General features: G+C 73.4%; 21 protein-coding genes and 1 pseudogene. 10 read left to right on the forward strand and 12 right to left on the reverse strand.

All coding sequences use genetic code 11. The features are described 5' to 3' along the window. Positions 1-4: 4 nt before the first annotated feature. The gene (locus tag ACGFI7_RS28540) at positions 5-526 is read right to left on the reverse strand and encodes a hypothetical protein (protein ID WP_393409830.1); all 522 of its coding nucleotides are present in this window, start codon (positions 524-526) and stop codon (positions 5-7) included. Positions 527-551: 25 nt separating this feature from the next. After that, positions 552-1466, reverse strand: coding sequence for a hypothetical protein (locus tag ACGFI7_RS28545; RefSeq protein ID WP_393409832.1), 915 nt, complete (start codon positions 1464-1466; stop codon positions 552-554). Positions 1467-1602: 136 nt separating this feature from the next. Between ACGFI7_RS28545 and ACGFI7_RS28550 the strand changes: the two genes are divergently transcribed. Further along, on the forward strand, positions 1603-2535 hold the full coding sequence (locus ACGFI7_RS28550; protein ID WP_393409833.1) for a GNAT family N-acetyltransferase: 933 nt from the start codon (positions 1603-1605) through the stop codon (positions 2533-2535). Here the strand turns inward: ACGFI7_RS28550 and ACGFI7_RS28555 are convergent. Next, a pseudogene (locus ACGFI7_RS28555) lies at positions 2498-2833 on the reverse strand (DNA polymerase beta superfamily protein); the annotation flags it as partial. The gene ACGFI7_RS28550 and the pseudogene ACGFI7_RS28555 sit on opposite strands and share 38 nt — an antisense overlap. 27 nt (positions 2834-2860) lie before the next feature. Beyond that, a complete protein-coding gene (locus ACGFI7_RS28560; RefSeq protein WP_393409834.1) occupies positions 2861-3505 on the reverse strand; it encodes a DNA polymerase beta superfamily protein in 645 nt (214 codons plus the stop codon). Positions 3506-3656: 151 nt separating this feature from the next. Here ACGFI7_RS28560 and ACGFI7_RS28565 point away from each other — a divergent pair, with 151 nt between their 5' ends. Continuing rightward, positions 3657-5519 carry a propionyl-CoA synthetase gene (locus ACGFI7_RS28565; RefSeq protein WP_393409835.1) on the forward strand — a complete coding sequence of 621 codons (1863 nt, stop codon included), beginning with the start codon at positions 3657-3659 and terminating at the stop codon, positions 5517-5519. A gap of 76 nt (positions 5520-5595) precedes the next feature. Beyond that, entirely contained in the window at positions 5596-8661 is a 3066-nt protein-coding gene (locus ACGFI7_RS28570) for an NACHT domain-containing protein (RefSeq protein WP_393409837.1), read from the forward strand. Here the strand turns inward: ACGFI7_RS28570 and ACGFI7_RS28575 are convergent. Both ACGFI7_RS28575 and ACGFI7_RS28580 read right to left on the reverse strand, forming a co-directional pair. Then, positions 8658-9803: a sensor histidine kinase gene (locus tag ACGFI7_RS28575; protein ID WP_393409839.1), complete on the reverse strand. Its 1146-nt coding sequence runs from the start codon at positions 9801-9803 to the stop codon at positions 8658-8660. The two genes, ACGFI7_RS28570 and ACGFI7_RS28575, sit on opposite strands and share 4 nt — an antisense overlap. A gap of 2 nt (positions 9804-9805) precedes the next feature. After that, positions 9806-10462 carry a response regulator transcription factor gene (locus ACGFI7_RS28580; protein WP_393409841.1) on the reverse strand — a complete coding sequence of 219 codons (657 nt, stop codon included), beginning with the start codon at positions 10460-10462 and terminating at the stop codon, positions 9806-9808. Between the two features lie 79 nt (positions 10463-10541). On the opposite strand from ACGFI7_RS28580, the gene ACGFI7_RS28585 reads away from it, so the two are divergent. From ACGFI7_RS28585 to ACGFI7_RS28600, 4 genes are all read left to right on the forward strand, one after another. Beyond that, a complete protein-coding gene (locus ACGFI7_RS28585) occupies positions 10542-10769 on the forward strand; it encodes a hypothetical protein (RefSeq protein WP_393409842.1) in 228 nt (75 codons plus the stop codon). A 48-nt stretch (positions 10770-10817) separates the two neighbouring features. Next, the gene (locus ACGFI7_RS28590) at positions 10818-11708 is read left to right on the forward strand and encodes a hypothetical protein (RefSeq protein ID WP_393409844.1); all 891 of its coding nucleotides are present in this window, start codon (positions 10818-10820) and stop codon (positions 11706-11708) included. Positions 11709-11780: 72 nt separating this feature from the next. Continuing rightward, complete coding sequence (locus ACGFI7_RS28595; protein WP_393409845.1) at positions 11781-12650, forward strand: hypothetical protein; 870 nt, start codon at positions 11781-11783, stop codon at positions 12648-12650. Between the two features lie 89 nt (positions 12651-12739). After that, positions 12740-13639, forward strand: coding sequence for a hypothetical protein (locus tag ACGFI7_RS28600; RefSeq protein ID WP_393409846.1), 900 nt, complete (start codon positions 12740-12742; stop codon positions 13637-13639). 26 nt (positions 13640-13665) lie between these two features. On the opposite strand, the gene ACGFI7_RS28605 is transcribed toward ACGFI7_RS28600, so the two are convergent. Then, a complete protein-coding gene (locus ACGFI7_RS28605) occupies positions 13666-14817 on the reverse strand; it encodes a glycosyltransferase (RefSeq protein ID WP_393409847.1) in 1152 nt (383 codons plus the stop codon). Positions 14818-14821: 4 nt separating this feature from the next. After that, positions 14822-15637 (reverse strand): formylglycine-generating enzyme family protein, encoded by an 816-nt coding sequence (locus ACGFI7_RS28610; RefSeq protein WP_393410525.1) that lies wholly within the window; start codon positions 15635-15637, stop codon positions 14822-14824. Positions 15638-15859: 222 nt separating this feature from the next. Here ACGFI7_RS28610 and ACGFI7_RS28615 point away from each other — a divergent pair, with 222 nt between their 5' ends. After that, entirely contained in the window at positions 15860-16819 is a 960-nt protein-coding gene (locus ACGFI7_RS28615) for a Ppx/GppA family phosphatase (RefSeq protein WP_393409849.1), read from the forward strand. Between the two features lie 80 nt (positions 16820-16899). Then, on the forward strand, positions 16900-17034 hold the full coding sequence (locus tag ACGFI7_RS28620; protein WP_393409850.1) for a hypothetical protein: 135 nt from the start codon (positions 16900-16902) through the stop codon (positions 17032-17034). A gap of 49 nt (positions 17035-17083) precedes the next feature. Here the strand turns inward: ACGFI7_RS28620 and ACGFI7_RS28625 are convergent, their stop codons facing one another. Both ACGFI7_RS28625 and ACGFI7_RS28630 read right to left on the reverse strand, forming a co-directional pair. Next, positions 17084-17515, reverse strand: coding sequence for an ATP-binding protein (locus ACGFI7_RS28625; protein ID WP_393409852.1), 432 nt, complete (start codon positions 17513-17515; stop codon positions 17084-17086). A gap of 79 nt (positions 17516-17594) precedes the next feature. Then, complete coding sequence (locus ACGFI7_RS28630) at positions 17595-17915, reverse strand: STAS domain-containing protein (RefSeq protein ID WP_393409853.1); 321 nt, start codon at positions 17913-17915, stop codon at positions 17595-17597. 66 nt (positions 17916-17981) lie between these two features. Here ACGFI7_RS28630 and ACGFI7_RS28635 point away from each other — a divergent pair, with 66 nt between their 5' ends. Beyond that, entirely contained in the window at positions 17982-18923 is a 942-nt protein-coding gene (locus ACGFI7_RS28635; RefSeq protein ID WP_393409855.1) for a GNAT family N-acetyltransferase, read from the forward strand. On the opposite strand, the gene ACGFI7_RS28640 is transcribed toward ACGFI7_RS28635, so the two are convergent. Together ACGFI7_RS28640 and ACGFI7_RS28645 are read right to left on the reverse strand one after the other, a co-directional pair. Continuing rightward, positions 18920-20215 carry an AAA family ATPase gene (locus ACGFI7_RS28640; RefSeq protein WP_393409856.1) on the reverse strand — a complete coding sequence of 432 codons (1296 nt, stop codon included), beginning with the start codon at positions 20213-20215 and terminating at the stop codon, positions 18920-18922. The two genes, ACGFI7_RS28635 and ACGFI7_RS28640, sit on opposite strands and share 4 nt — an antisense overlap. Beyond that, the gene (locus ACGFI7_RS28645; protein WP_393409857.1) at positions 20212-21639 is read right to left on the reverse strand and encodes a hypothetical protein; all 1428 of its coding nucleotides are present in this window, start codon (positions 21637-21639) and stop codon (positions 20212-20214) included. Before ACGFI7_RS28645 ends, ACGFI7_RS28640 begins: the two co-directional genes overlap by 4 nt. Positions 21640-21649: the final 10 nt, after the last annotated feature.

Consider the following 21649-nt stretch of genomic DNA (forward strand, 5'->3'; position numbering starts at 1 on the left):
GGCTCTAGAAGCCGAGCGTGCGCGCCTTCTGCCACTGGGGGTCGCGGAAGAGCACCACGTCGGTGCCGTCGATCAGCTCGTCCGGCGCCGACACCATGGTGATCTCGCCCGCCGACTGCATGTCCAGCAGCAGGTCGCGCACCCGTGGCCCCACCGGCAGGCGCCCCGGGGGCAGGCCGAACCCGTCGCGCACCGCGTCGGCGACCTCCGACAGCCGGAACGGCCCGTCGAAGGCGTCCACCACCCCGCGCACCACCGCGAGCGTGATCAGGTGTTCCGCCTCGGTGTGCGCGAGCTGCCAGGTGATCTGCTCGCGCCGCCGCCCGGTGCCGGCGCACGAGGTGCAAGGGCGCCTCAGGCCGGGGGCCGACTCCTCCTCGGCCGAGCCCAGGCAGACCGAGCACTGGTGGTGCTCGGCCGCGTGCACCTCGGCCGCCATCCGTCCGGCCAGGTAGATGCCGCAGTCACAGCCGTAGGTCTCGCCGAGGATCGTCCCGGTCTGGCGGGTGATCGTATGCTTCGTCATCGCGGCCGACTCTACCCCCGCTCCTTCACCCGCGGGCCGAGGCGAGCCCGTGCAGGCGGCGCAGCGCCTTGCGGGCGGCCGCGGCCACGCCCGCGTCCGGGTGGTGCTCGATGAACACCCGCAACACGGGCTCGGTGGCCGGATGGTCGCAGAGCGCCAGCAGCGTGATCGTGCTCGCCTGCTCGTCCGTCTCCATGCCGGCCGCCACCGACTCGACCACCTCGGACGCCTCGCCGCCGAACTCCAGCAGCGCCGCCGCCATGTCCACCAGCACCCAGCCGATCTCCTCGGTGGCCGGCTGCCGGTCGTCGCGGCTCAGCCTGGCCGCGATCACCGCGCCCACCTTGGGCTCGATCACCAGGTCGTCCAGCGCCCTGCGGCCCTCGTCGCCCATCTTGAACCCGAGCAGCTCGATGCCGACCGCACGGCTCAGCGGGCTCGCCTCCGCCAGCACGGCGGCGACCTCCTTGGCGGCCCCGTCCGGGTCGCGGCGGGCCAGCCAGCCGGCCAGCTCCTCGTCGCGTTCCGCCTCAGGGTACGAGCGCAGCCCCCGCAGCAGCCCGGCGGCGTCCCGCTCCGCGAGCGAGCCCATGATCGGCACTTCCTGGCCGGTCAGCTCCTCGATGAGGCGCCGGCCCATCCACAGCCCGACCGGGGTCGCCTCGTACGGGTTCGCGCCCCGTACCAGGCCGAAGGCCACCAGCTCGGCGGGAGGCTCGCCGGCGGCGGGTTCGCGCGCCACGAACAGGCGCACCACCTCCAGGAGCAGGGCCTCGTCGAGCCGGTCCCGGCACACCTCGCCCCACGCCTCCAGCTCGTCCTCCTGGCCGTCGAGGAACTCCGCCGCCAGCGGGGCCGACCGCACGGCGGCGGCCAGCTCCTCCGGCGGAGGCAGGCGGACGGGCGGCTGGAGCGGGAACACGTCTTCGTAGGCGGACATCCCCCTATCCTGTCGGACCTTCCTGGCAAGTGCGATAGGGTCCCCCTTGCCCCGTAAGACCGGATGAAAGGAGGCGCTGAGATGTCCCGCATTCCCCGGACGTTCACCGCGTCCGATCCCGCTCTTCGGAGGAACCATGCACGTCCGTCCCGCGACCGAGGCTGATCTCGGCCGCCTGCTCGACTGCGTCGTCGACGAGCCCGTCAGCTGGGCCCACCCCGAACGACTGCGCTCCTTCCTCGCCGACGGCCACTACCGGTACGACCGGATCTGGGTGGCCGAACAGGACGGCGAGATCCTGGCCCGCGCCGTCTGGTGGGGCTTCCCCGGCGCCGCGCCGCTCGCGCTCGACTGCCTCTATGTCCACCCGTCGGTCACCGACCGGATCACGCTCGCGGCCGACCTGCTGCGGCACGCCCACGACGCGTTCGGCGACCGGCCCGCCTATCACCTGTTCGTGCCGGTCGGCTGGCGCGACAACCAGGCCGTCACCGGCGCCGTCGGCTGGCGGTGGGAGGCGGGCCGCCGCGCCGGGCTGACCGAGGAGCTGGAACGGCTCCGGTACGCCTGGACACCGGACCGTCCGGTGCCCGAGGCGTCCGGCAGGCTGACCTTCACCGCCGAACCCGACGACGAGGTGTTCGTCGCCGCCTTCGCCGCGGCGTCGGCCGGCAGCCTCGACCACCACACCCGGCAGGCGCTGCTGGTCAAGGACGCCGAGACCCAGGCCAGGGAGGACCTGGCCGACTACCTCGCGATGCCGGGCGACCGGTCGTGGTGGCGGCTCGCCCGCACGGCCTCGGGCGAGCTCGCCGGGTTCGCGCTGCCGTCCGCCAATCAGTCCGGGCCGGTGGTCGGCTACCTGGGCGTGCTGCCCGGCCACCGGGGCCGCGGCTACGTCGACGACCTGCTCGCCGAGATCACCCGCTGCCATGCCGCCCGCGGCGCCGACCGGGTCGCCGCCGACACCGACGCGGGCAACACGCCGATGGCGCGGGCGTTCGAGCGGGCAGGTTACGAGCTGTTCGCCGTCAGGCTCGTGCTCTCGGCCGCCCCCCTGCAGGCGTGAGGCGGAGGCGGACCACGAGGTCGTGCAGGGCGGCGTGCTCGGCCTCCCGCTTCGCCGCCACCAGCTCCGGCAGGTACGCGGGCCCGTACCCGTACAGCTCCGTCAGGTCGGCCCGCAGCTCACCCGTCCGCATCAGGTGGATCCCGGTGGCGAGCACCCGGAAGGTGTAGAGGAGCGGCTTCAGCTCGCCCGTCCTGTCGAACAACCGCCACTGCGTCCGCGCGAACCCCAGGTAATGGTGGGCGTGGTGGCGGGTCAGGCAGCGGGGCGCCAGCGCCACCAGCTCCTCGTGCGCCGGCGATCTCCGGCAGCCAGGCGGGCAGGTTCACAGGTTCTCCCTCCGCACGCCGATCAGGAACTCCTCCACGGCCTCCCGGTCGGGCCGCTCCGGCAGCACCGACGTCGCCGAGGCCAGCTCGGCGACCAGCCGCAGCCGCCAGGCGTCCACCTCGGCCCACGGCACCTCGCCGCGCTTGATCGCCAGCAGCCGCTCGCGGTCGTCGCCCACCCGGACCCGCGGCTCGCCGTGCCGGACCAGGTGCAGGCCGCTCATCAGCAGCCTGATCATGTGCATGGCCTGCTTCCACTTCGGCGCGGCCGGGTTCAGGCGGCGGAACTGCGCGTCCGCGTACCGGGCGAACGTCTCGTGGACGCGGCTCGACAGGAAAGCGCCGCGCAGGTCGAGCAGCCGCCGCCCGGCGGGCGTGACCAGCTCGACCAGCGGCGACCACAGGCACTCCAGCACCGTCGGGTTCGCCTGGAGCGCGAGCGCGCAGAACCGCTCCACCTCCCACGAGAACTGCTCGGGCAGCGGCCCGTCGCGGTGCGTCGGCGGCTTGTCGAGCCGCCAGAACGCCTCGGTGGGCGCCACGAACACGCCGCGCCGGTCGGTGTCGGACTGCTCGGTCTCCAGCCCGTACGCGCGCGAACCGGTCACCACGGACAGGATCAGGTCGTCAGTGCCGTCCACCAGATCCCCCGTACCACCACCTGCGGAAGCACCCGCTCCCAGGGGCATACCGTAACGAGCCGGGCAACCGGGTGTCGCCTGGTTTCCCCGATCTTGCCCGACACCCCGCGCAGGGCTTGCACAGGACGGACGGGGCTGGTCTGATCGATAAGTGCGTGGTTATGAGGCTGTCTACCGGCAGAGCATCGAGGCGCCCGAGGAGTTCTGGCGCGAGGCGGCGCGGGGCATCGACTGGGACGTCGCGCCCGATCGGATCCATGAGGCCGGGCGGTGGTTCCCCGGCGCGCGGCTCAACACCTGCCACAACGCCGTGGACCGGCACGTCGCGGCGGGCCGCGGCGACCAGGACGCGCTGATCTACGACAGCCCCGTCACCGGGACGGCGCGCCGCTACACCTACCGAGAGCTGCTCGACCAGGTCTCCCGCACCGCCGGGATGCTGCGCGGGCTGGGCGTCGAGACCGGCGACACCGTCGTGATCTACATGCCGATGGTGCCCGAGGCCGTGATCGCCATGCTCGCCTGCGCCCGGCTCGGAGCCGTGCACTCGGTGGTGTTCGGCGGGTTCGCGGCCAACGAGCTGGCGGTGCGCATCGACCACGCCCGGCCCAAGGTGGTGCTGTCGGCGTCGTGCGGCATCGAGCCGACCCGGCTGATCGCCTACAAGCCGCTGCTCGACGCCGCCCTGGAGCAGGCGTCGCACCGGCCGGACCACTGCGTGATCCTGCAGCGCGAGCAGTGCCGCGCCGACCTCGCCGAGGGCCGCGACCTCGACTGGGCCACCGCGGTGGGCGACGCCGAGCCCGCGGAGTGCGTGAGCGTGGCCGCCACCGACCCGCTCTACATCCTCTACACCTCCGGCACCACCGGCGTGCCCAAGGGCGTGGTGCGCGACAACGGCGGCCACGCGGTGGCGCTCCACTGGAGCATGGGCAACGTGTACGGCGCCGCGCCCGGCGAGGTCTACTGGGCCGCCTCCGACGTCGGCTGGGTCGTCGGCCACTCCTACATCGTCTACGCCCCGCTGCTCGCCGGCTGCACGACCGTCCTGTACGAGGGAAAGCCCGTCGGCACGCCCGACCCGGGCGCGTTCTGGCGGGTGGTGTCGACGTACGGGGTTCGGACGCTGTTCACGGCGCCCACGGCGTTCCGCGCCATCAAAAAGGAGGACCCATCCGGCAATTTCGCGAAAAAGTACGATCTGTCCGGCCTGCGTTACCTCTTCCTCGCCGGCGAACGCCTCGACCCCGACACCTATCACTGGGCCTCGGCCCTGCTCGGCATCCCCGTCATCGACCACTGGTGGCAGACCGAGACCGGCTGGCCGATCGCCGCGAACTGCGTCGGCATCGAGGAACTGCCGCTCAAGGCCGGCTCGCCCACCAAGCCCGTCCCCGGCTGGGACGTGCGCATCCTCGACCGGGAGGGGAACGAGTGCCCGCCCGGGGCCGAGGGCGCCGTCACGGTCCGGCTGCCGCTGCCCCCGGGCAGCCTGCCGACGCTCTACCGCGACGACGACCGCTTCCACGAGTCCTACCTGTCGCGCTACCCCGGCCACTACCTGACCGGCGACGGCGGCTACGTGGACGACGACGGCTACCTGTTCGTCATGGGCCGCATCGACGACGTCATCAACGTGGCCGGTCACCGGCTGTCGACCGGGGCCATCGAGGAGGTCGTCTCGGCCCACCCCGACGTGGCCGAGTGCGCGGTGATCGGCGTGGCCGACGAGCTCAAGGGGGAGCTTCCCGTCGGGTTCGTGGTGCTCAAGTCCGGCTCCGAACGCGACCCCGGCGACCTCCAGCGCGAGCTGGTCGCCCTGGTCCGCGAGCGGATCGGCCCGGTGGCCGCCTTCCGCAAGGCCGTCGTGGTGAGCCGGCTGCCCAAGACCCGCTCCGGCAAGATCCTGCGCAGCACCATGCGCGACATCGCCGCCGGGGCCGCCTACCGCGTCCCGTCCACCATCGAGGACCCCGCGGCGCTCACAGAGATCGCCGACGCGGTCAAGCGCTGAGTCGACCGTCAAAGAACGCTCCAAAGCCGCACGAACGGCGTCATGATGGGACTTCTCACGCTCTTCGGAGACGCTGATGACGGACATCCTGAGCTACGCCGGTGCGCTGGAGATCCTCGGCTGTGAGCGGATCAGGCTGGCCAAGGCCGTCGAGCAGGCCGCGGCCCGGTCCCCGGCAGGCCGGGGCGGCGGCGTCGTGCCCGCCGCGGGCCTGATCGAGCTGCGCGGCGAGATCGTCCGCTACACCGAGGACGCGGTGCGCAGGGGCACCGCCCTGCGCGGCGACGGCAGCCGCTTCGGCAGGACCCGGCGGCTGGCCGCCGCGCACGCCGTGATCGTCGTCTCGGCGTACTTCGAGGCCATGGACGAGTCGGCCAGGTTGCCGGTCAAACTGGAGCAGCTGGAGCACGCCCGCCACCCGGAGGCCGCCGACCCGTACACCGCCCTCGTCCGGAGCCTGCTCGCCACCCGGCTGCCGGCGCCCGAGCCGCACCGCCCGTACGAGGAGACCCGGCAGGCCGTGCGGCACGTCTTCCGGCGGATGTCCGAGGCGCTCGTCGGCTACGTGCGCGAGCTGCCGGTGTGGGGCGAGCTGTCGGCGGGCGACCGCACCCGGCTGCCCGCGCTGCTCGCCGACGGCCCCGAGGCGCACGCGCTGCGCGTCTACGACGAGGACTACCGGCTGCTCGCCCTGGACTGCCCCGAGTTCGGCAGGTGGAGCCTGATCCCCGAACGGCCGCCGCTCGGCGCCGGGCTGTCACGGGTGGCGCGGCTGCTGGCCGAACTGGCCCCGCCGCGGACCGGCGACCGGCCCGTCATCCATTTGGTCCGCCTCGCCGCCGGCGCGCTCGACCAGCCGCTCATGGCCGGTCAGGAGCCGCCGGAGGGCGTGACCCTGCCACTGCTCGGCGAGGGCTACGTCACCCCGCGCTGCCGGGTCGCCGAGGTGGCCCCCGAGGAGGCCGCCGCCGAACCGGCCAGGCCCGCCGCCAAGAGCTGGTGGGCCGGGCAGCGGGCGCTGCCCGACACCGAGGCGTTCCTGGTCGGCCACCTCACCTCGCTGGGCGCCACCCAGGCGCCGCTGGTCGTGCTGGGCGAGCCGGGGGCGGGCAAGTCCACGCTGGTCGAGGTGCTGGCCGCCCGGCTGGCCGGGTCGGAGTTCCTGCCGGTCCGGGTGGAACTGCGCGACGTGGTGCCGGACTCCACCGTCCTGTCGCAGATCGACCAGGGGCTGCGCGCCGTGCTCGGTGAGGACGTGCGCTTCGAGGATCTCGTGGACGCCGGGCAGGGGGCGCTGCCGGTGGTGCTGTTCGACGGCTTCGACGAGCTGATCCAGGCGGCCGGCGCGGGCCGGTACGACTACCTGGAGCAGATCCAGGAGTTCCAAGCCAGGCAGTACCGCGTCGGCCGGCCCGTCGCCGTCGTCGTCACCGGGCGCACCGTCGTCGCCGACCAGGTGCGTTTCCCCGAGGGCGTGGTCGTGCTGCAGCTGTGCCCGTTCGAGGAGGACCAGGTGCGGCACTGGCTCGACATCTGGGACCAGACGAACCGCGCGGTGCTCGCCCGCCGCGACCGCGTCCCGCTGTCCGCGGCTGACGCGCTGGCCCATCCCGAGCTCGCCGCGGAACCGCTGCTCCTGCTCCTGCTCGCGCTGCACGACGCCACCGGCGGCGGCGTCCGCGACGCCGGCCGGATCGGCCGCGCCCAGCTGTACGAGGCGCTCGTCCGCGACTTCGCCCGCCGCGAGATCGCCAGGGACGCCTCGGCCGTCGGGCTGCCGCCGCCCCGCCTGCGCGCCCTGGTCGACCGGGAGCTGGTGCGGCTGGGGGTGGTCGCGCTGTCCATGTTCGCCCGCGGCCGGCCGGTCGCCGCGGAGGCCGCGCTCGACGCCGACCTCACGGCGCTCTGCGGGCCGGGCAACCGGGCCGACCGGGCCACCAGGCGGCTGTTCTTCGTGCACCGCACGGTCGTGCACAGCGCCGCGGAGCCCGGCCGCGACGCGGAGCGGGTGCGCGGCTACGCGTTCGCGCACGCCACGTTCGGGGAGTTCCTCGTCGGCTGGCTGGCCGTGTTCGCGGTCCGCGAGCTGGTCAGAAGACACGACCTGACCGGGGGCGAGCTGGCCGCCGCGCCCGCCCAGGACCTGGACGACGACCTGCTGTACGCGGTCACCTCGTTCTCCTGCCTGGCCGAGCGCGGGCCGGTCGTCGGCTTCGCCGTCGAGCTGCTCGCCGAGCTGCCCGCCCAGGAGCGCGAGCGGGCCGTCGAACTGCTCGGCGCGCTGCTGCGCGAGTCGCTGCACGAGCGGCGGCGGCGCTCCTTCACCGGGTTCGAGCCGGTGCGGCGCCCGGTGACGCGGCGGCTGGCCGCCTACTCCGCCAACCTCACCCTGCTCGCCGTGGCCGCGTCAGGCGTGCCCGTACGGGTGTCGGAGCTGTTCGGCGAGCCCGACCCGCTGGCCGGCTGGACCTCCCACGCTCACCTGTGGCGCAGCCAGCTCGGCGACGGCGGCTGGAACGGGCTGCTGGCAGCCCTGCCGGCCCGCCGGGTGTCGGAGAACGGCGAGCGCGACATCCTGCTCGGCGGGCCCGCCGAGCCGTCCGGCGGCGACGGACTCGGCTGGTGGTTCGCCCACCGGCTCGACCACCGGCTCGGGCAGCGCGCCACCGTGCTGCGCCACCGGGTCCGCGCCTTCGCCGAACGCCCGTACCTGCTCAGCCCCGACGCCGACCTGCTCGCCGACCTGCTGGCCGAGAGCGCGGACCTGGCGCTCGTGCTGCGCCCGCCGAACCAGGCGGCCAGCCTGCCCCGGCTCCTGCTCGACCTGCTCGCCGGGGTGCCGCCGGACCCCGAGGCCAGGGTCGCACGCTATCTCGACGCGATCACCGCGCTCACCGCCCCCGGCATGCCGCGCGACGCCCGGCCGCTCGCGCTCGTCGCGCACGCGGTCACGCTCGACGGTGTCGCGCTGCCCTTCGCCGGCCGCGGCCGCATCCTCAGCGAGCTCCTGCACGCCGGCGCCGACCACGCGCTGCTGCGGCCGCTCGTCGAAGCCATGATCGCCGAGCGGTTCGAGAGCTGGGAGAGCCTCGTCCAGGCGGGCATTCCCGAGGACGTGCTCCGCAAGATCCACAGCCCCTAACCGGCCTCCTGGACCGGGAGCTCGACGGTGATGGTCAGGCCGCCCTCCTCGCGCGGCCTGGCGATCACCGTGCCGCCGTGCGCCTCGGTGATGACCCGGACGATCGACAGGCCCAGCCCGCTGCCGCGCTCGGACCGCAGCCGGTCGCCGTGCAGCCGCCGGAACGGCTCGAAGATCGTCTCGATCTCGTACGAGGGCACCTGCAGCCCGGTGTTGGCCACCACCAGCTCCACCCGGTCGGCCCGCTGCCGCGTCGTCACCCACACCTCGCCCTTGGCGTGGTTGTGCCGGACGGCGTTCTCCACCAGGTTCTGCACCAGCCGCTCCACCAGCACCGCCTCACCCGCCGTCGGCGCGGTGTCGAGCAGCCGGTGCATGGTCACCTCACGCTCGGCCGCCTCCTCCGCGGCCTGGTCCAGCACGTGCTCGGCGACGTCCGACAGGTCGAACGGCCGCCGGTCCAGCACCGCCCGCTCACCCTCGGTCAGCGCCAGCAGGCCGTCGATGAGCCGCTCGTGCCGGGCGTTGACCAGCAGCAGCGACTCGCCCAGCCGCTTGACGTCGTCGGTCGCGTCCGGCCGCCGCACCGCCACGTCCACCAGCGTCCTGTTGATGGTGAGCGGGGTGCGCAGCTCATGAGAGGCGTTGGCGACGAAGCGCCGCTGGCCGTCGAAGGAGCGGGCCAGCCGGCCGAGCATGGTGTCGAAGATCTCGGTCAGCTCCTTCAGCTCGTCGCGCGGCCCCTCGTAGCCGATCCGCTCGGTCAGGTCGTGGCTCTGCGCCACCCGCCGCGCGGTCGCGGTGACGTTGCCGACCGGCCGCAGCACCCATCCGGCCGCCCGCCAGCCGGCCGCGAAGGCCAGCCCCGCGCCGGCCAGGACCCCGAGCGCCCCGAGGTCGCGCACGTTGGCGATCGTGTCGCGCTGGTAGACCGGGCGCACCTCGGCGACCCGCTCCTGGGCGAGGACGTAGCCCAGCGTTCCGCGCCGGTAATGACCCGACGGGAGGTCCATGTACTCGGGCGTCAGCAGGCCGCTCCGCGGCTCCAGGCTCTGCCGGACGACCAGCAGCAGCCCGGCCAGCAGCAGCGCCCCGACCAGGGCGAACACCACCGCGCAGGCCAGCGCGAATCTGAACCGCATGCTCATGGGATGCGGTATCCCGCGCCGGGCACGGTCTCGATGACCTGCGGCGGGCCGAGCTTCTTGCGCAGCTTCATCATCGTGGTCCGCACGGTGTTCGTGAACGGGTCGATGTGCTCGTCCCACACCCTCTCCAGCAGCTCCTCGGCCGACACCACCGCGCCGCGCGCGCGTAACAGCTCCGCGAGCACCCCGAACTCCTTGCGGGCCAGCGGCACGTACCGCCCGTCCCTGAACACCTGCCGGTGCGCCCAGTCGAGCCGCACCCCCGCCCGCTCCAGCATCGGCGGGTCGGCCGGCCGGGCGCGCCGGCCCAGCGCGTGCACCCGCGCCACCAGCTCCTCGAACGCGAACGGCTTCGGCAGGTAGTCGTCGGCGCCCAGCGACAGCCCCGCGACCCTGGCCCGCACGTCGCCCGCCGCGGTCAGCATGAGCACCCGCACCAGCCAGCCCCGCTCGACCACGGTCGCGCACACCTCGTCGCCATGTGTACCCGGCAGGTCCCGGTCAAGGATGAGCACGTCGTAGTCGTGCACACCGAGACGATCGAGCGCCGCGTCGCCGTCGTAGGCGACGTCCACGGCCAGAGCCTCGTCCCGCAACCCCTCGGCGATCGAGTCGGCGAGCATCCGCTCGTCCTCGGCGATCAACACGCGCACCCTTGCCCCCCAAGTTCGACAGTGCCGGACAGTGTGACTGTAGAGCCATAACGCGGGCGTAACCGGATCAAGTGACCCCGTGGTTATCCGCTCACCGCTGAACTGCGTCTCCTCCGGCCGGCCCGGCCCGTTCGGGGGACGGCGTCATGGCGTCCAGCCTTCCGCTCCGGCCGCCGGGGTGCTGGTCGACGCCACGATCGTGCGGCTCGTCCTGGTGCCCGCCGCGATGGAGGTGCTCGGCGAGCGCAACTGGTGGTTCCCCAGGCTGTCCTTCGGGAGGCTGACACTCGAGCGGGATGTTTCGTAGTATCCGGAAAAGCGGAGCTTGGGGGGCGCCAAGGTGCCAGGGCAGAGCGTGGGAGTGGTGGTCGATCCGGCGGTGCCACCGGAGATCGCCGGGCTGCTGCGTGCCAACGGCCCCCTGCTGGCCAGGATCCGGGCCGGCTGGGTGCCGCCCGCGGCCCTGCCCGTGCCGGTGCGGCGGCGCAACTCGTCCAGCGTGGCCCTGCTCGCCGTCACCCCGCTGGTCATCGCGCTCATGGCCGTGCTCCTGGAGTCGCCGGCCGCGCCCGCCGGGTTCCTGCTGCTCGGCGGGTTCGTCTTCGTCGTCCTCGTCAAGATCGCCAGCATCAGCGAGGTGCCCGAGGACGACCGGTCCCACGAGCGCGCCCTGTACGAGAAGGCCCGCCTGCACGACGGCCGCTACCTCATCCCGCACGACTTCGACGAGGAGGCCGCGGCCGTGCTCCGCCGGGCCCAGCTGGCCATCGGCGCCGTGCTGCGCTCCCACGTCAACGCCGAAGGGCTGCTCGACGGCGCGCGCAACGCGATCATGCTGCCGGAGCAGGAGTGGGAGATCGCCCGCCTGCTGGCCAAGCTGTCGGCGCTGCGCACCGAGCACCGCGAGATGCTCGCCCGGGGCCTCGCCCCCGAGGCGGCGGCGGTGGCCAGGCCGCTGCAGAGCGCCCTCGACAGCAGCGAGGCGGCCGTGGTCGCGCGCGTCGAGGCTCTGGAACGTTACGCCGGGCACGTCGCCGAGGCCGAGCGCGCCTACCACGCCCGCGACCAGATCGAGGAACTGCGTGCCAGCCTGCCCCGATACGAAGAACTCCTGGCCGAGTCCGGCGCCGGCACGATGGCCGTCGCCGAGATCGAGCGCCTGGCGGAGGACGCCGACACCGTGGAACGCACCCTGCGGCGAAGTGTCACCTCGGCGCATGAGGCTTTTCGCTACTTGGAAGGCTGACGTTCGGACAGACCGCCACATAGGATCCGTAATGTGCCGGGTCGTCATGCGAAGGTGGTAGTGGAGCCGACCGTGCCTGCCGAGACGGCCGACCTGCTGCGCGACCACCGCAAGCTCCTGCTGCGCATCCGCGCCGGGTGGACCCCCCCGAGCAAGCGGCATCCGCCGGTCCTCGGGCTCGTCACCCGGATGACCACCACGCTCGTCGCCCTGCTGGCCATCGGCGCCGGGCTCGACTTCTTCCTCGCCGGCCTCTACACCCCGTTCGTCGTCGTGATGACCCTGGCCGCGCTGCTCATCGCGGGCGTGCTGGCCAAACCCCGCCCGGACGCCGACGCCGAACGCCGGCACGCGGTGGAGCGGCAGGTGTACGACAGCGCACGCAAGTTCTCCGGCCGCTACGTGCTCCGCGAGGAACTCGACGAGGGCGCCCGCCAGCTCATGGCCCGCACCCAGGCCGCGATCGACTCCGTCATGGAATCCCACGTCAACGCCGAAGGGCTGCTCGACGACGTGCGCAACGCCGTCATGCTGCCCGCCCAGGAATGGGAGATCGCCCGCCTGCTCGCCAAGCTCTCGGAGCTGCGCGCCGGGCACCGGCAGGTCGTCGCCGAGGGCGTCACCCCCGAGGTGGCGGCCGTCGCCGAACCGCTCGCCCAGGCGCTCGACAGCAGCGAACGCGCCGTCGTGGCCCGGGTCGAAGCTCTGGAACGGTACGCCGGACACGTCGCCGACGCCGAGCGTGCCCACCGCGCCCGCGACCAGATCGCGCGGCTCAGCGCCCAGCTGCCCCGCTACGAGGAACTGCTCGCCGAGTCAGGGGCCGACGACTCGGCCGTGCCCGAGCTGAGACGCCTCAGCGAGGACGCCGACCGGCTCGAACAGGCGCTGCGCGACAGCGTCACCTCCGCCCACGAAGCCTTCCGTCACTTACGAGGGTGACGGTCAGTCACCTGCCGTCCGCCACAGGGAGGGTCGCACGCCGTTTGTCGTACGAAGAATCGAGCCCGAAGGGCATAGGATCCCCGTTTGTGGGTGTCGTGGTGGATCCAGGGGTGCCGCCGGAAGACGCACAACTGATCAGGGACAGCGCTCCGGTCCTGATCAGGATGCGCCGCGGCTGGGTCCCCGAGCCGCCGCGCGGCGGTGCCGCCCGGTCCAAGGGCGTCGCCGTGACCGTGACCGCCATCGCCGTCCTGATGGTCGCGCTCGGCCTGATGAGCCGCGGCATCGGCCTGCTGCTGCTCGCCTTCGTCGGCGTGCCCGTGCTCCTCGTCGCGTTCATCCGCAACGACCTGGTCGAGGAGGACGAGGAAGCGGCGGCGGACCGCGAGATCTACGAGCAGCTGCGCTGGTACGAGGGCCGCTACGTGATCACGGAGGACCTCGACGAGTCCGCCAGGAGACTGCTGGCCCGCGCGCGGCAGGCCATCGCCACCGTCGAGGACTCGGCGGTCAACGCCGAAGGGCTGCTCGACGGGGTGCGCAACGCGGTGATGCTGCCCGCCCAGGAGTGGGAGATCGCCCGCCTGCTGGCCAAGCTGTCGGCGCTGCGCACCAAGCACCGCGAGACGGTCACCGGCGCCGTCGCCCCCGAGGTCGCCGCGGTGGCCGAGCCGCTCGGCCGGGCGCTCGACAGCAGCGAGGAAGCCGTGGTGGCCCGGGTCGAGGCGCTGGAGCGCTACGCCGCCAACGTCACCGAGGCCGAGCGCGCCTTCCGCGCCCACCAGCAGATCGAGGAGCTCCGCGGCCGACTCCACCAGTATGAGGAGCTGGTCGCCGAGACCGGGGCCGACGCGTTCGCGGTGCCGGAGATCGCCCGGCTCGCCGAGGACGCCGACCAGCTGGAGCAGGCGCTGCGGCGCAGCCTCAGCTCCGCCCACGAGGCCTTCCGCCACCTGGAACCGGGCGAGCCGGGCGAGCCCGGCTAGACAGCCCGCCGGGCGACCGGACCGGGTCAGACGGAGGGCTGGGTGGCGCGGGCGGGCTGGGCGGTGTGCAGCAGCAGGTCGCAGAGCGCGTCGGCGGCGTCGACCCGGCCGAGTTTCTGGGCCGCCTCGCCCATCGCCGCCCGCAGCCCCGGGTCGGCCAGCAGCGGCATCAGCTCGGCCAGCAGCTGGTCGGCCGTGGGGCGCGGTTCCAGCAGCGCCCGCGCCGCACCCGCCGACACCAGGTAGCCGGCGTTCTTGCGCTGCTCGTCGCCGCCCGTCGGGATCAGCGGGATCAGCAGCGAGGGCTTGCCGATCGCGGTCAGCTCCGACACCGTGCCGGCCCCGCTGCGTGAGATCACCACGTCGGCCGCCGCGTACAGGTCGGCCAGCTCGCCGCCGACGTACGGCACCGGGTGGTAGCGGTCGGCCAGCTCCGGCGGCAGCTGCACGGCCCGCATCTGCTCGATCCAGGCCGGGCCGCACTGGTGGACGATCTGGGCGTGCGGCAGCAGCCGGGGCAGGATCTCCGCGATCAGGGTGTTGATCTGCTTGCTGCCCTGGGCGCCGCCGGTCACGTAGATCAGCGGCACCTCGAAGGTCAGCCCGAACAGGTCGTAGGCCGCCGCCCGGTTGCCCTGCAGCAGCTCGGGCCGGATCGGGTTGCCCGTCACCACGGCCTTCGCCCTGGCCTTGGCGGGCAGGTGCTCCAGCGACGACTCGTGCGACAGCGCGATCCGGGTGGCCAGCCTGGACAGGATCCGGTTGGCCAGCCCCACCACCGTCGTCTGCTCGTGCATGACCAGGGGCCTGCGGATCAGCTTGGCCGCGACGCCGATCGGCACCGCCACGTAGCCCCCGGTCGACAGCACCACGTCGGGGAGATAGCGGGCGGCGTGCCCGATCGCCTGGCAGACACCGACCGGGATGCGGAACAGGTCGGCCAGGTTGGTGCCGAGCTCGCGCAGGTTGGGCCGGCGGCGCAGCTTGCCCGTGGTGATCGCCTTGAACGGGATGCCGTGCTCGGCCGTGATCCGCGCCTCCAGGCCGTTGGCCGTGCCCACCCAGAGCACGTCGTGCGGCACCCCTCGGCGCTGGATGGCCGTCAGGGTCGTCAGGGCCGGGTAGGTGTGACCACCGGTGCCGCCGCCGGTGATCAGCAGTCGCAGGGTTGGTGCCATGGGCTCAGACTATGGCCGCACACCGGAAACCCGTGTGTCCGGTGGCCGAGTCGGGGGTGTTGGCGGTGCGCGCGGCCAGCCGGTAGCGGTTGCAGTAGGAGTCGTGGCACATGTAGGAGCCGCCCCTGATCACCTTCATCGTGCCCTCGGCCGGCCCGGTGGGGTTCGCCGCGTACGGCTCCCAGCGGGTGTCCCACCAGTCGGCGGTCCACTCCCACACGTTGCCCACCACGTTGTAGAGGCCGTAGCCGTTCGGCTGGAACGACTTGACCGGCATCGTGCCCCCGCTCGGCGCCGCCGGGAACGGCCCCTGCCAGATGTTGCACCGCTGCCGGCCCTTCGGCGCGAGCTCGTCGCCCCACGGGTAGCGGGTGCGCTCCGCGCCGCCGCGGGCGGCCATCTCCCACTCCGCCTCCGTCGGCAGCCGCTTGCCGGCCCAGTGGGCGTACGCGGTCGCGTCGTTCCAGGACACGTGCACCACGGGATGGTTCTGGCGGTCGCCGATGGACGAGCCCGGCCCTTCGGGGGAGCGCCAGGCGGCCCCCTCCACGCCCACCCACCAGGGCGCCTGCGGCACGCTCGCGTCCATGACCCCCCGGGAGGCGAACTGGCGGAACACGAAGGACCAGCCGATCCGCTCGGCCTCGGTCACGTAGCCGGTCTCCTTCACGAACCTGGCGAACTGCGCGTTCGTCACGCAGGCCGGGTCGATCAGGAACGGGTCCAGCGTCACCTGGCGGACCGGGCCCTCGCCGTCTTCCGGGTTGGCGTCGGGGTCGTCGCCGCCCATCGAGAACGTCCCGCCGGGGATGCGGATCATCCCCCGGGGCGGCTCACGGCGCACCGGGACGGGGCTCACGAGGACCGGCCCTTCCGGGGCGGTGTCCCGGCTCGGCCCGCAGCACGCGCTCATCTGGCTCCTCCCAAGTGTCAGCGACCTCTAGGAAGGGTAGTCGCCCCGGCATGCCCACCACGACGCGGCCGTCACACGCCGATGGCCTCGGCTTCGCCGCGCCGAGCGCCTGCCTGTAGCGTCGTCACCATGCGACTCGGCGTGCTGGACATCGGCTCGAACACGGTCCATTTACTCGTCGTCGACGCCCACCGGGGCGCTCGCCCCATCCCGGCCTTCTCCCACAAGGAGGAGCTGCGCCTAAGCGAGCATCTCGGCCCGCACGACGAGCTGTCCGCCGAGGGCATCGAGCGGCTGGGCGCCTTCGTCCAGCAGGCCGTGGTCATCGCCGAGGACAAGGGCGTGGAGGAGCTGCTGGCCTTCGCCACCTCTGCCGTGCGCGAGGCGGCCAACGGCGAACGGGTGCTCGAGAAGGTCCAGCGTCACACCGGCGTGCTCATCGAGGTGCTGTCGGGCCGCGACGAGGCCAGGCTGACGTTCCTGGCCGTGCGCCGCTGGTTCGGCTGGTCGTCCGGTCGGCTGCTGGCCTTCGACATCGGCGGCGGCTCCCTGGAGATCGCGGCCGGGGTCGACGAGGAGCCCGACGTCGCCGTCTCCCTGCCGCTCGGGGCCGGGCGGCTGACCCGCGACTGGTTCACCGGCGACCCGCCCTCCGCCGACGAGGTGCGTCAGCTGCGCCGCCACGTGCGCGCCGAGATCGCCCGGACCGTCGGCGGCGTCGTCCGCTACGGCGCGGCCGACCGGGCGGTGGCCACCTCCAAGACCTTCAAGCAACTGGCCAGGATCTCGGGGGCGGCCCCGTCCAGCGACGGCGTCTACGTGCCGCGCTCGCTGTCACGCGCCGACATGGCCGACTGGGCGGCGAAGCTGACGGGCATGACGACCGCCGAGCGGGCCGAGCTGACCGGGGTGTCCGCCGGGCGGGCCGCCCAGCTCGCCGCCGGCGCGCTCGTGGCCGACGCGGTGATGGACCTGTTCGAGGTCGAGCGGCTGGAGATCTGCCCGTGGGCGCTGCGCGAGGGCGTCATCCTGCGCCGGCTGGACGCGCTCCCCGGACGGCTGGAGGCGCTGGACGGAGCCATCGAGTAAGAGGGATATATCGCCACATAACGCCCAAGTGACCGCGATGAAACTGCAGAGAACGGGTGTTCACCGGCAAATCTGACAGGGTGTGGACGCTGCTCGGCGCGATCGGCTCACTGCTGATCGCCCTCACCCTGTCATTCCTCGCCGTGCTGGTCATCGCGGTGATCGTACTGATCTGGCTGGTGCTGATGGCCTCCACGACGCCCCGATCGTCCTGACACATGGCGGCTCCGCCGTTCGGCGGAGCGACCGTGAACCAGGGCGCGCTCAGGTCGTCATGAAGTGCGGGCCCGCCGCCCCAGGCGAATAGCGCAGCCGCTTCTCCAGGCACACCACCGCGCCGTTCTCGCGCCTGTTGGTGAACCGGATGTCGTCGGCCAGCGCCCGCATGATCTGCAGCCCACGCCCGTGCTCCGAGCCGGGCGTCGCCTCGCGCACCGCCGCGGGGTCGAACCCGTTGCCGTTGTCGGTCACCCGGATCACGCACAGGTCGTCGTAGACCATCGCGCTCACCGTGTAGTCGTCACTCGGCGCGGCGTGCCGGATGACGTTGGAACACGCCTCCGACAGCATGAGCTCGATGTCGTCGCGGATCTGCGGCTCCACCCCGAGCGAGGTGAGCGTGCCGTCCAGCATCTGCCTGATCAGCGGCACGCTCGCCGCGTCCCTCGGCAGCCGGAGCGCCATCGTCGCCTCCACTGGCGCCCTCCCTTCCGTGTCGAGAGAGCACCTGCCCTTGATCCGGCGAAGCAATCGTCGCGGGACGAAGGCGGGCAGGTCAGCTCGGTGGCAGGCTGAACAGCCGGTCGAGCGCGGTCATCCGCAGCAGGCTGCGCAGGTAGGGGGTGACCGCCACCACCCGCAGCACCGCGTCCTCGGCGGCCGCTCGCTGGTAGAGCCGGACCAGGGCGGCGATCCCCGACGAGTCGATGAACTCGACGCCCGACAGGTCGACGTCCACCCGTTCGAACCCCTCGCCCAGGGATACCGAGGCCAGCTCACTCGCGGTGTCGAAGTCGAGATCACCGCTCAGCGTGACCTGGACAGTCGTCGCGTCTGACGAGTCGATCTCTATGTGCAGCGGTGTCTTGTCGACCACCCCCACAGCCTAGCCACCATGGAAAATATGGCGCGCGCAGAGGGGGACATCTACGACAATCGGCACATGCATCAGTTCAGCCGGCCCCAGGTGGCAGACGCCCCGGCCATCTACGAGCTCACCGCCGCCTGCGACACCGACGTGCTCGGCCAGCCCGACCTCACCCTCGACGACATCGCGGGCGAGCTCGCCGAACCCGGCTTCGACCTCGGCAGCGACGCCTGGCTCTGGCACGGCCCCGACGGCCGGCTCGACGGCTGGGCGTGGGCCCGCGCCCAGGGTGACAGCGAGATCGTCGAGGCCGACGTCGTGGTCCGTCCCGGGGTGACCGGCCTCGCCGAGCGGCTCTGGCCGCTCGTCCTGGAGCGCGCCGGCGTGCTCGCCCGCGACCGCGGCCACGCCGCCGCCGTGGTCGACGTCGGCGTCTACCGGGCCGACCGGGCCAAGCAGGAACTCGTCCAGGGGTACGGGTTCGCGGCCGCCACCAGCTTCCACCGCCTGCGCGTCGACTTCGAAGGCCCCGTCCAGGCGCCTGAGCCGCCCCCGGGCGTCACCCTGCACAGCGGCCACGACGAGGAGATCCTCCGCGAGGCCCACCGGGTGCACCAGGAAGGCTTCGCCGCCCACTTCGGCCACGCCTACGTCGACTACGACCACTGGTACGAGGTCCGCCAGGGCCGGACCACCACCGACTGGGACCAGCTCACCGTCGCCAGGGTGGACGGCCGCCCGGCCGCGATGGTGCTCGGCAACGACCAGTTCCTCTCCGACGAGGGCTGCGGCTACGTCGCCACGCTCGCCGTGCTGCCCGAGTTCCGTGGCCGCGGCCTGGGCCGCCTGCTGCTGCGCACCGCCGTCGCCGCCGACCACGCCCGCGGCCGCAAGGGCACCATCCTGCACGTCGACGCCAACAACACCACTCCCGCCCTGGGCCTGTACGAGTCGGAGGGGATGCGCCCGGTCCTGGTCGTCGACATCTGGCGGAACACGATCACGAGCGACGCCTAGACCTTGTGGGCCGCCAGGTGGTCCAGCACCGCCTGGTTGGCCTCCCACCCGTCGGGGAACTTCACCGGCGCCCCGAGTCGCACGGGCTCCGCCGACGGGTGGGCGTCCAGCAGCTCGGCGATGCCGGCCCTGGCCACCACCACGCACGCGTGCCGGTGCCGCGACGCCAGCACGCACAGCCGCCCCGACTCCAGGTGGAACGCGGTCGCGTCGCGCCGTCCCGAGAGCGGGTGCAGCACGATCGTCACGTCGTACTCGCGGCCCTGCAGCCGGTTGGCGGTGTCCACGGTGATCTCCGGCGGCAGCCCGGCGTTCCTGATCGCCGCCACCTGGTCGCGGTGGGCCGCGCCGACCGCGATCCGGTCGGCGGTGACCGGCCGCTCGCCCTGCTCCGAGCCCGCCACCGCGCCGCGCTGCAGCAGCCGGGCCGCCAGCAGCGCCACCGCCTCCACCGCCTCGGCGTCGGTGCGCACGGTGTGCCGGTTGGGCAGCTCCAGCATCGCCCACCCGGACCGGGCCGCCTCCTCCAGCGCCCGGTCGTGCACCGTGCCCATGCCGCCGGTGACCAGCTCCAGCCGCCGGTCGCCCGGCCCCGTCCCCGACCGGAACCCGGTGAACGGGTAGAACGCCCGCGACACCACCGGCGCCGCCGACGAGGGCAGCCGCCACGACACCGGCAGCCGGTGCACCGGCAGGTCCGGGTTGTGCCGCAGCAGCACCGACACCGCGCTCTGCAGCGGGTCCCACGACAGCCCCGACCACCGGTCGCCGTCCACGATCGAGAACGGGTCGAGCTGCCCCGGATCGCCCACGAACAGCGCCCGCTCGAACAGCCCGGCGATGCGCAGCAGCTTGTCGGAGCGCATCTGGTAAGCCTCGTCCACGATCGCCCACGGCCAGGTCCTGCCGCCGATCCAGGCCCACTTGTCGGCGGTGGCGATGACGATGTCGGGATCGCCGAGATCCTGGACGCGGGTGCCGACGGTCACCCCCGGCAGCTCCAGCATCCGCTTCGGAGGCACGTACGCGCCCGCCGACAACCGGCCGACGGTGAGCCGCGGATGCTTGTCGCAGATCCGGGCCACCAGGTCGTCGACCTGCTCGTTGGTCTGGGCGACGATCATCAGCGGCTCGCCGGTGGCCGCCAGGTGCGCGGCGGCCCGCACCACCAGCGTGGACTTGCCCGCGCCCGGCGGCGAGTCGACCACCACGCCGCGGTGCCGGGGCAGGTCGTCCAGCACCCGGCGGACGACCTGCTCGGGCGTGGGCTCCGGCGTGGGCTCGGGGGTCACGACCACTCCTCCCTGGCGTCCTCGTCGGTCGGCTCGTACGGGCGGGGCGGGCCGCCGTGCGTCCACGGCGTCTGGTCCGGCTCGGGCAGCGCCGCCGCGCCCTGGAAGTCGTCGGTCAGCGAGGTGTAGCAGACCCGCTCGCCGGCCTCGGGCACCGCGCCGGGCGCCGGGGTCTTGCCCCGCCCCATCCCTTTGGTGATCTTCAAGGTGACCAGGCCGTCCCGCGCCGACACCAGCTCGGCGCCCTGCCCCCGCCGCTGCGGGGTGCCCAGCGCGGTCCCCGGCGGGATCCGTACGAGATCGTCGGTCTTGATCGTCACCAGCGGGCGCAGCTTGCGCGAGCGGCCCTCGCCCTCGGTGTGGTCCGGCACCGTGTCGACGACCTCGCCCGCGAACGCCTCGCCCGTCAGCCGGTATTCGGCCATCACCAGCGGGTCGTCGTAGGCGCGCTGCACGTCGTAGGCGGCCTGGGCACGCTCCATGCGCGCCAGCCGGGCCGCCGCCGCGACCGCGCCGTCGCGCCGGGCCTGCGGCGGCGCCCCCTCCGCGAGCTGCGCGGTCATGCCGCTGAACGAGCCGCGGTCCTGCTCCCAGCGCTGCGCCACGCTCGCGCCGGGCGGCAGCTCGCGCAGCAGGCCGATCGCCCGCCACACCAGCCGCCACGTCGGCTCCAGCTGGGTGCGCAGCGCCTCGGTGATCCGCTCGGCCGAGCCGCTCTCCATCGCGGGCGCCAGCACCTCGGCGTCGAAGCCCGGATCGGTGGCCGGGCCGGCCGGCGGCCAGATCAGCGGGTCCTCGGCCGCGTCGTCGGGCCCGTCGGTGATCCAGGCGAGCAGCGCCGCCAGGTTGGCGTCCTCCAGCGCGCTCTGCCCGCTCGCCCAGTGGCGGGCCAGCTCGTCCGTCGCGGCCAGCATGAGCGAGGAGCCGGGGTAGGCGGCGCGCTCGGTGAAGTACGTCAGCCACCGGCCGAGCAGCGGCACCCCCTCCGGCACCGGGAACGGCCCGTCGGTGCGCCGGAACCGGGTGGAGCGGCCGAGCAGCCGGGTGAAGGCCACCCCCGCCCGGTTCGGCACGATCAGCTGCGGCGCGTCCAGCGCCCGCTCGTACGGGTCGGCGTTGCGCCGCTCCACGGTCTCCGTCTCGGCGGCGAACCCCGCCACGTAGGGCAGCAGCGCCCCGGCCACCTCGGCCGCCCAGGCGAAGCGCAGGTCGCGGTTGCGCGGCTGGGTCACCACCAGCAGCCGCGGCTCGTCAGCATCGGTGCCCAGCATGGCCGCCAGCGGCGCCGCCGCCTCACCCGACAGCTTCAGCGGGATGAACACCATCGGCCGCGCCGACAGGTGGCAGTGGCGGACGGTCGCGATCGGCTGCGCGACGCCCTCGTCGATCGCCCTCAGCCGGGCGAGCGAGGTGAGCAGGCTCACGGGCGCCTCC

The sequence above is a fragment of the Nonomuraea sp. NPDC048826 genome (assembly GCF_043198225.1).
Lineage (GTDB): Bacteria > Actinomycetota > Actinomycetes > Streptosporangiales > Streptosporangiaceae > Nonomuraea.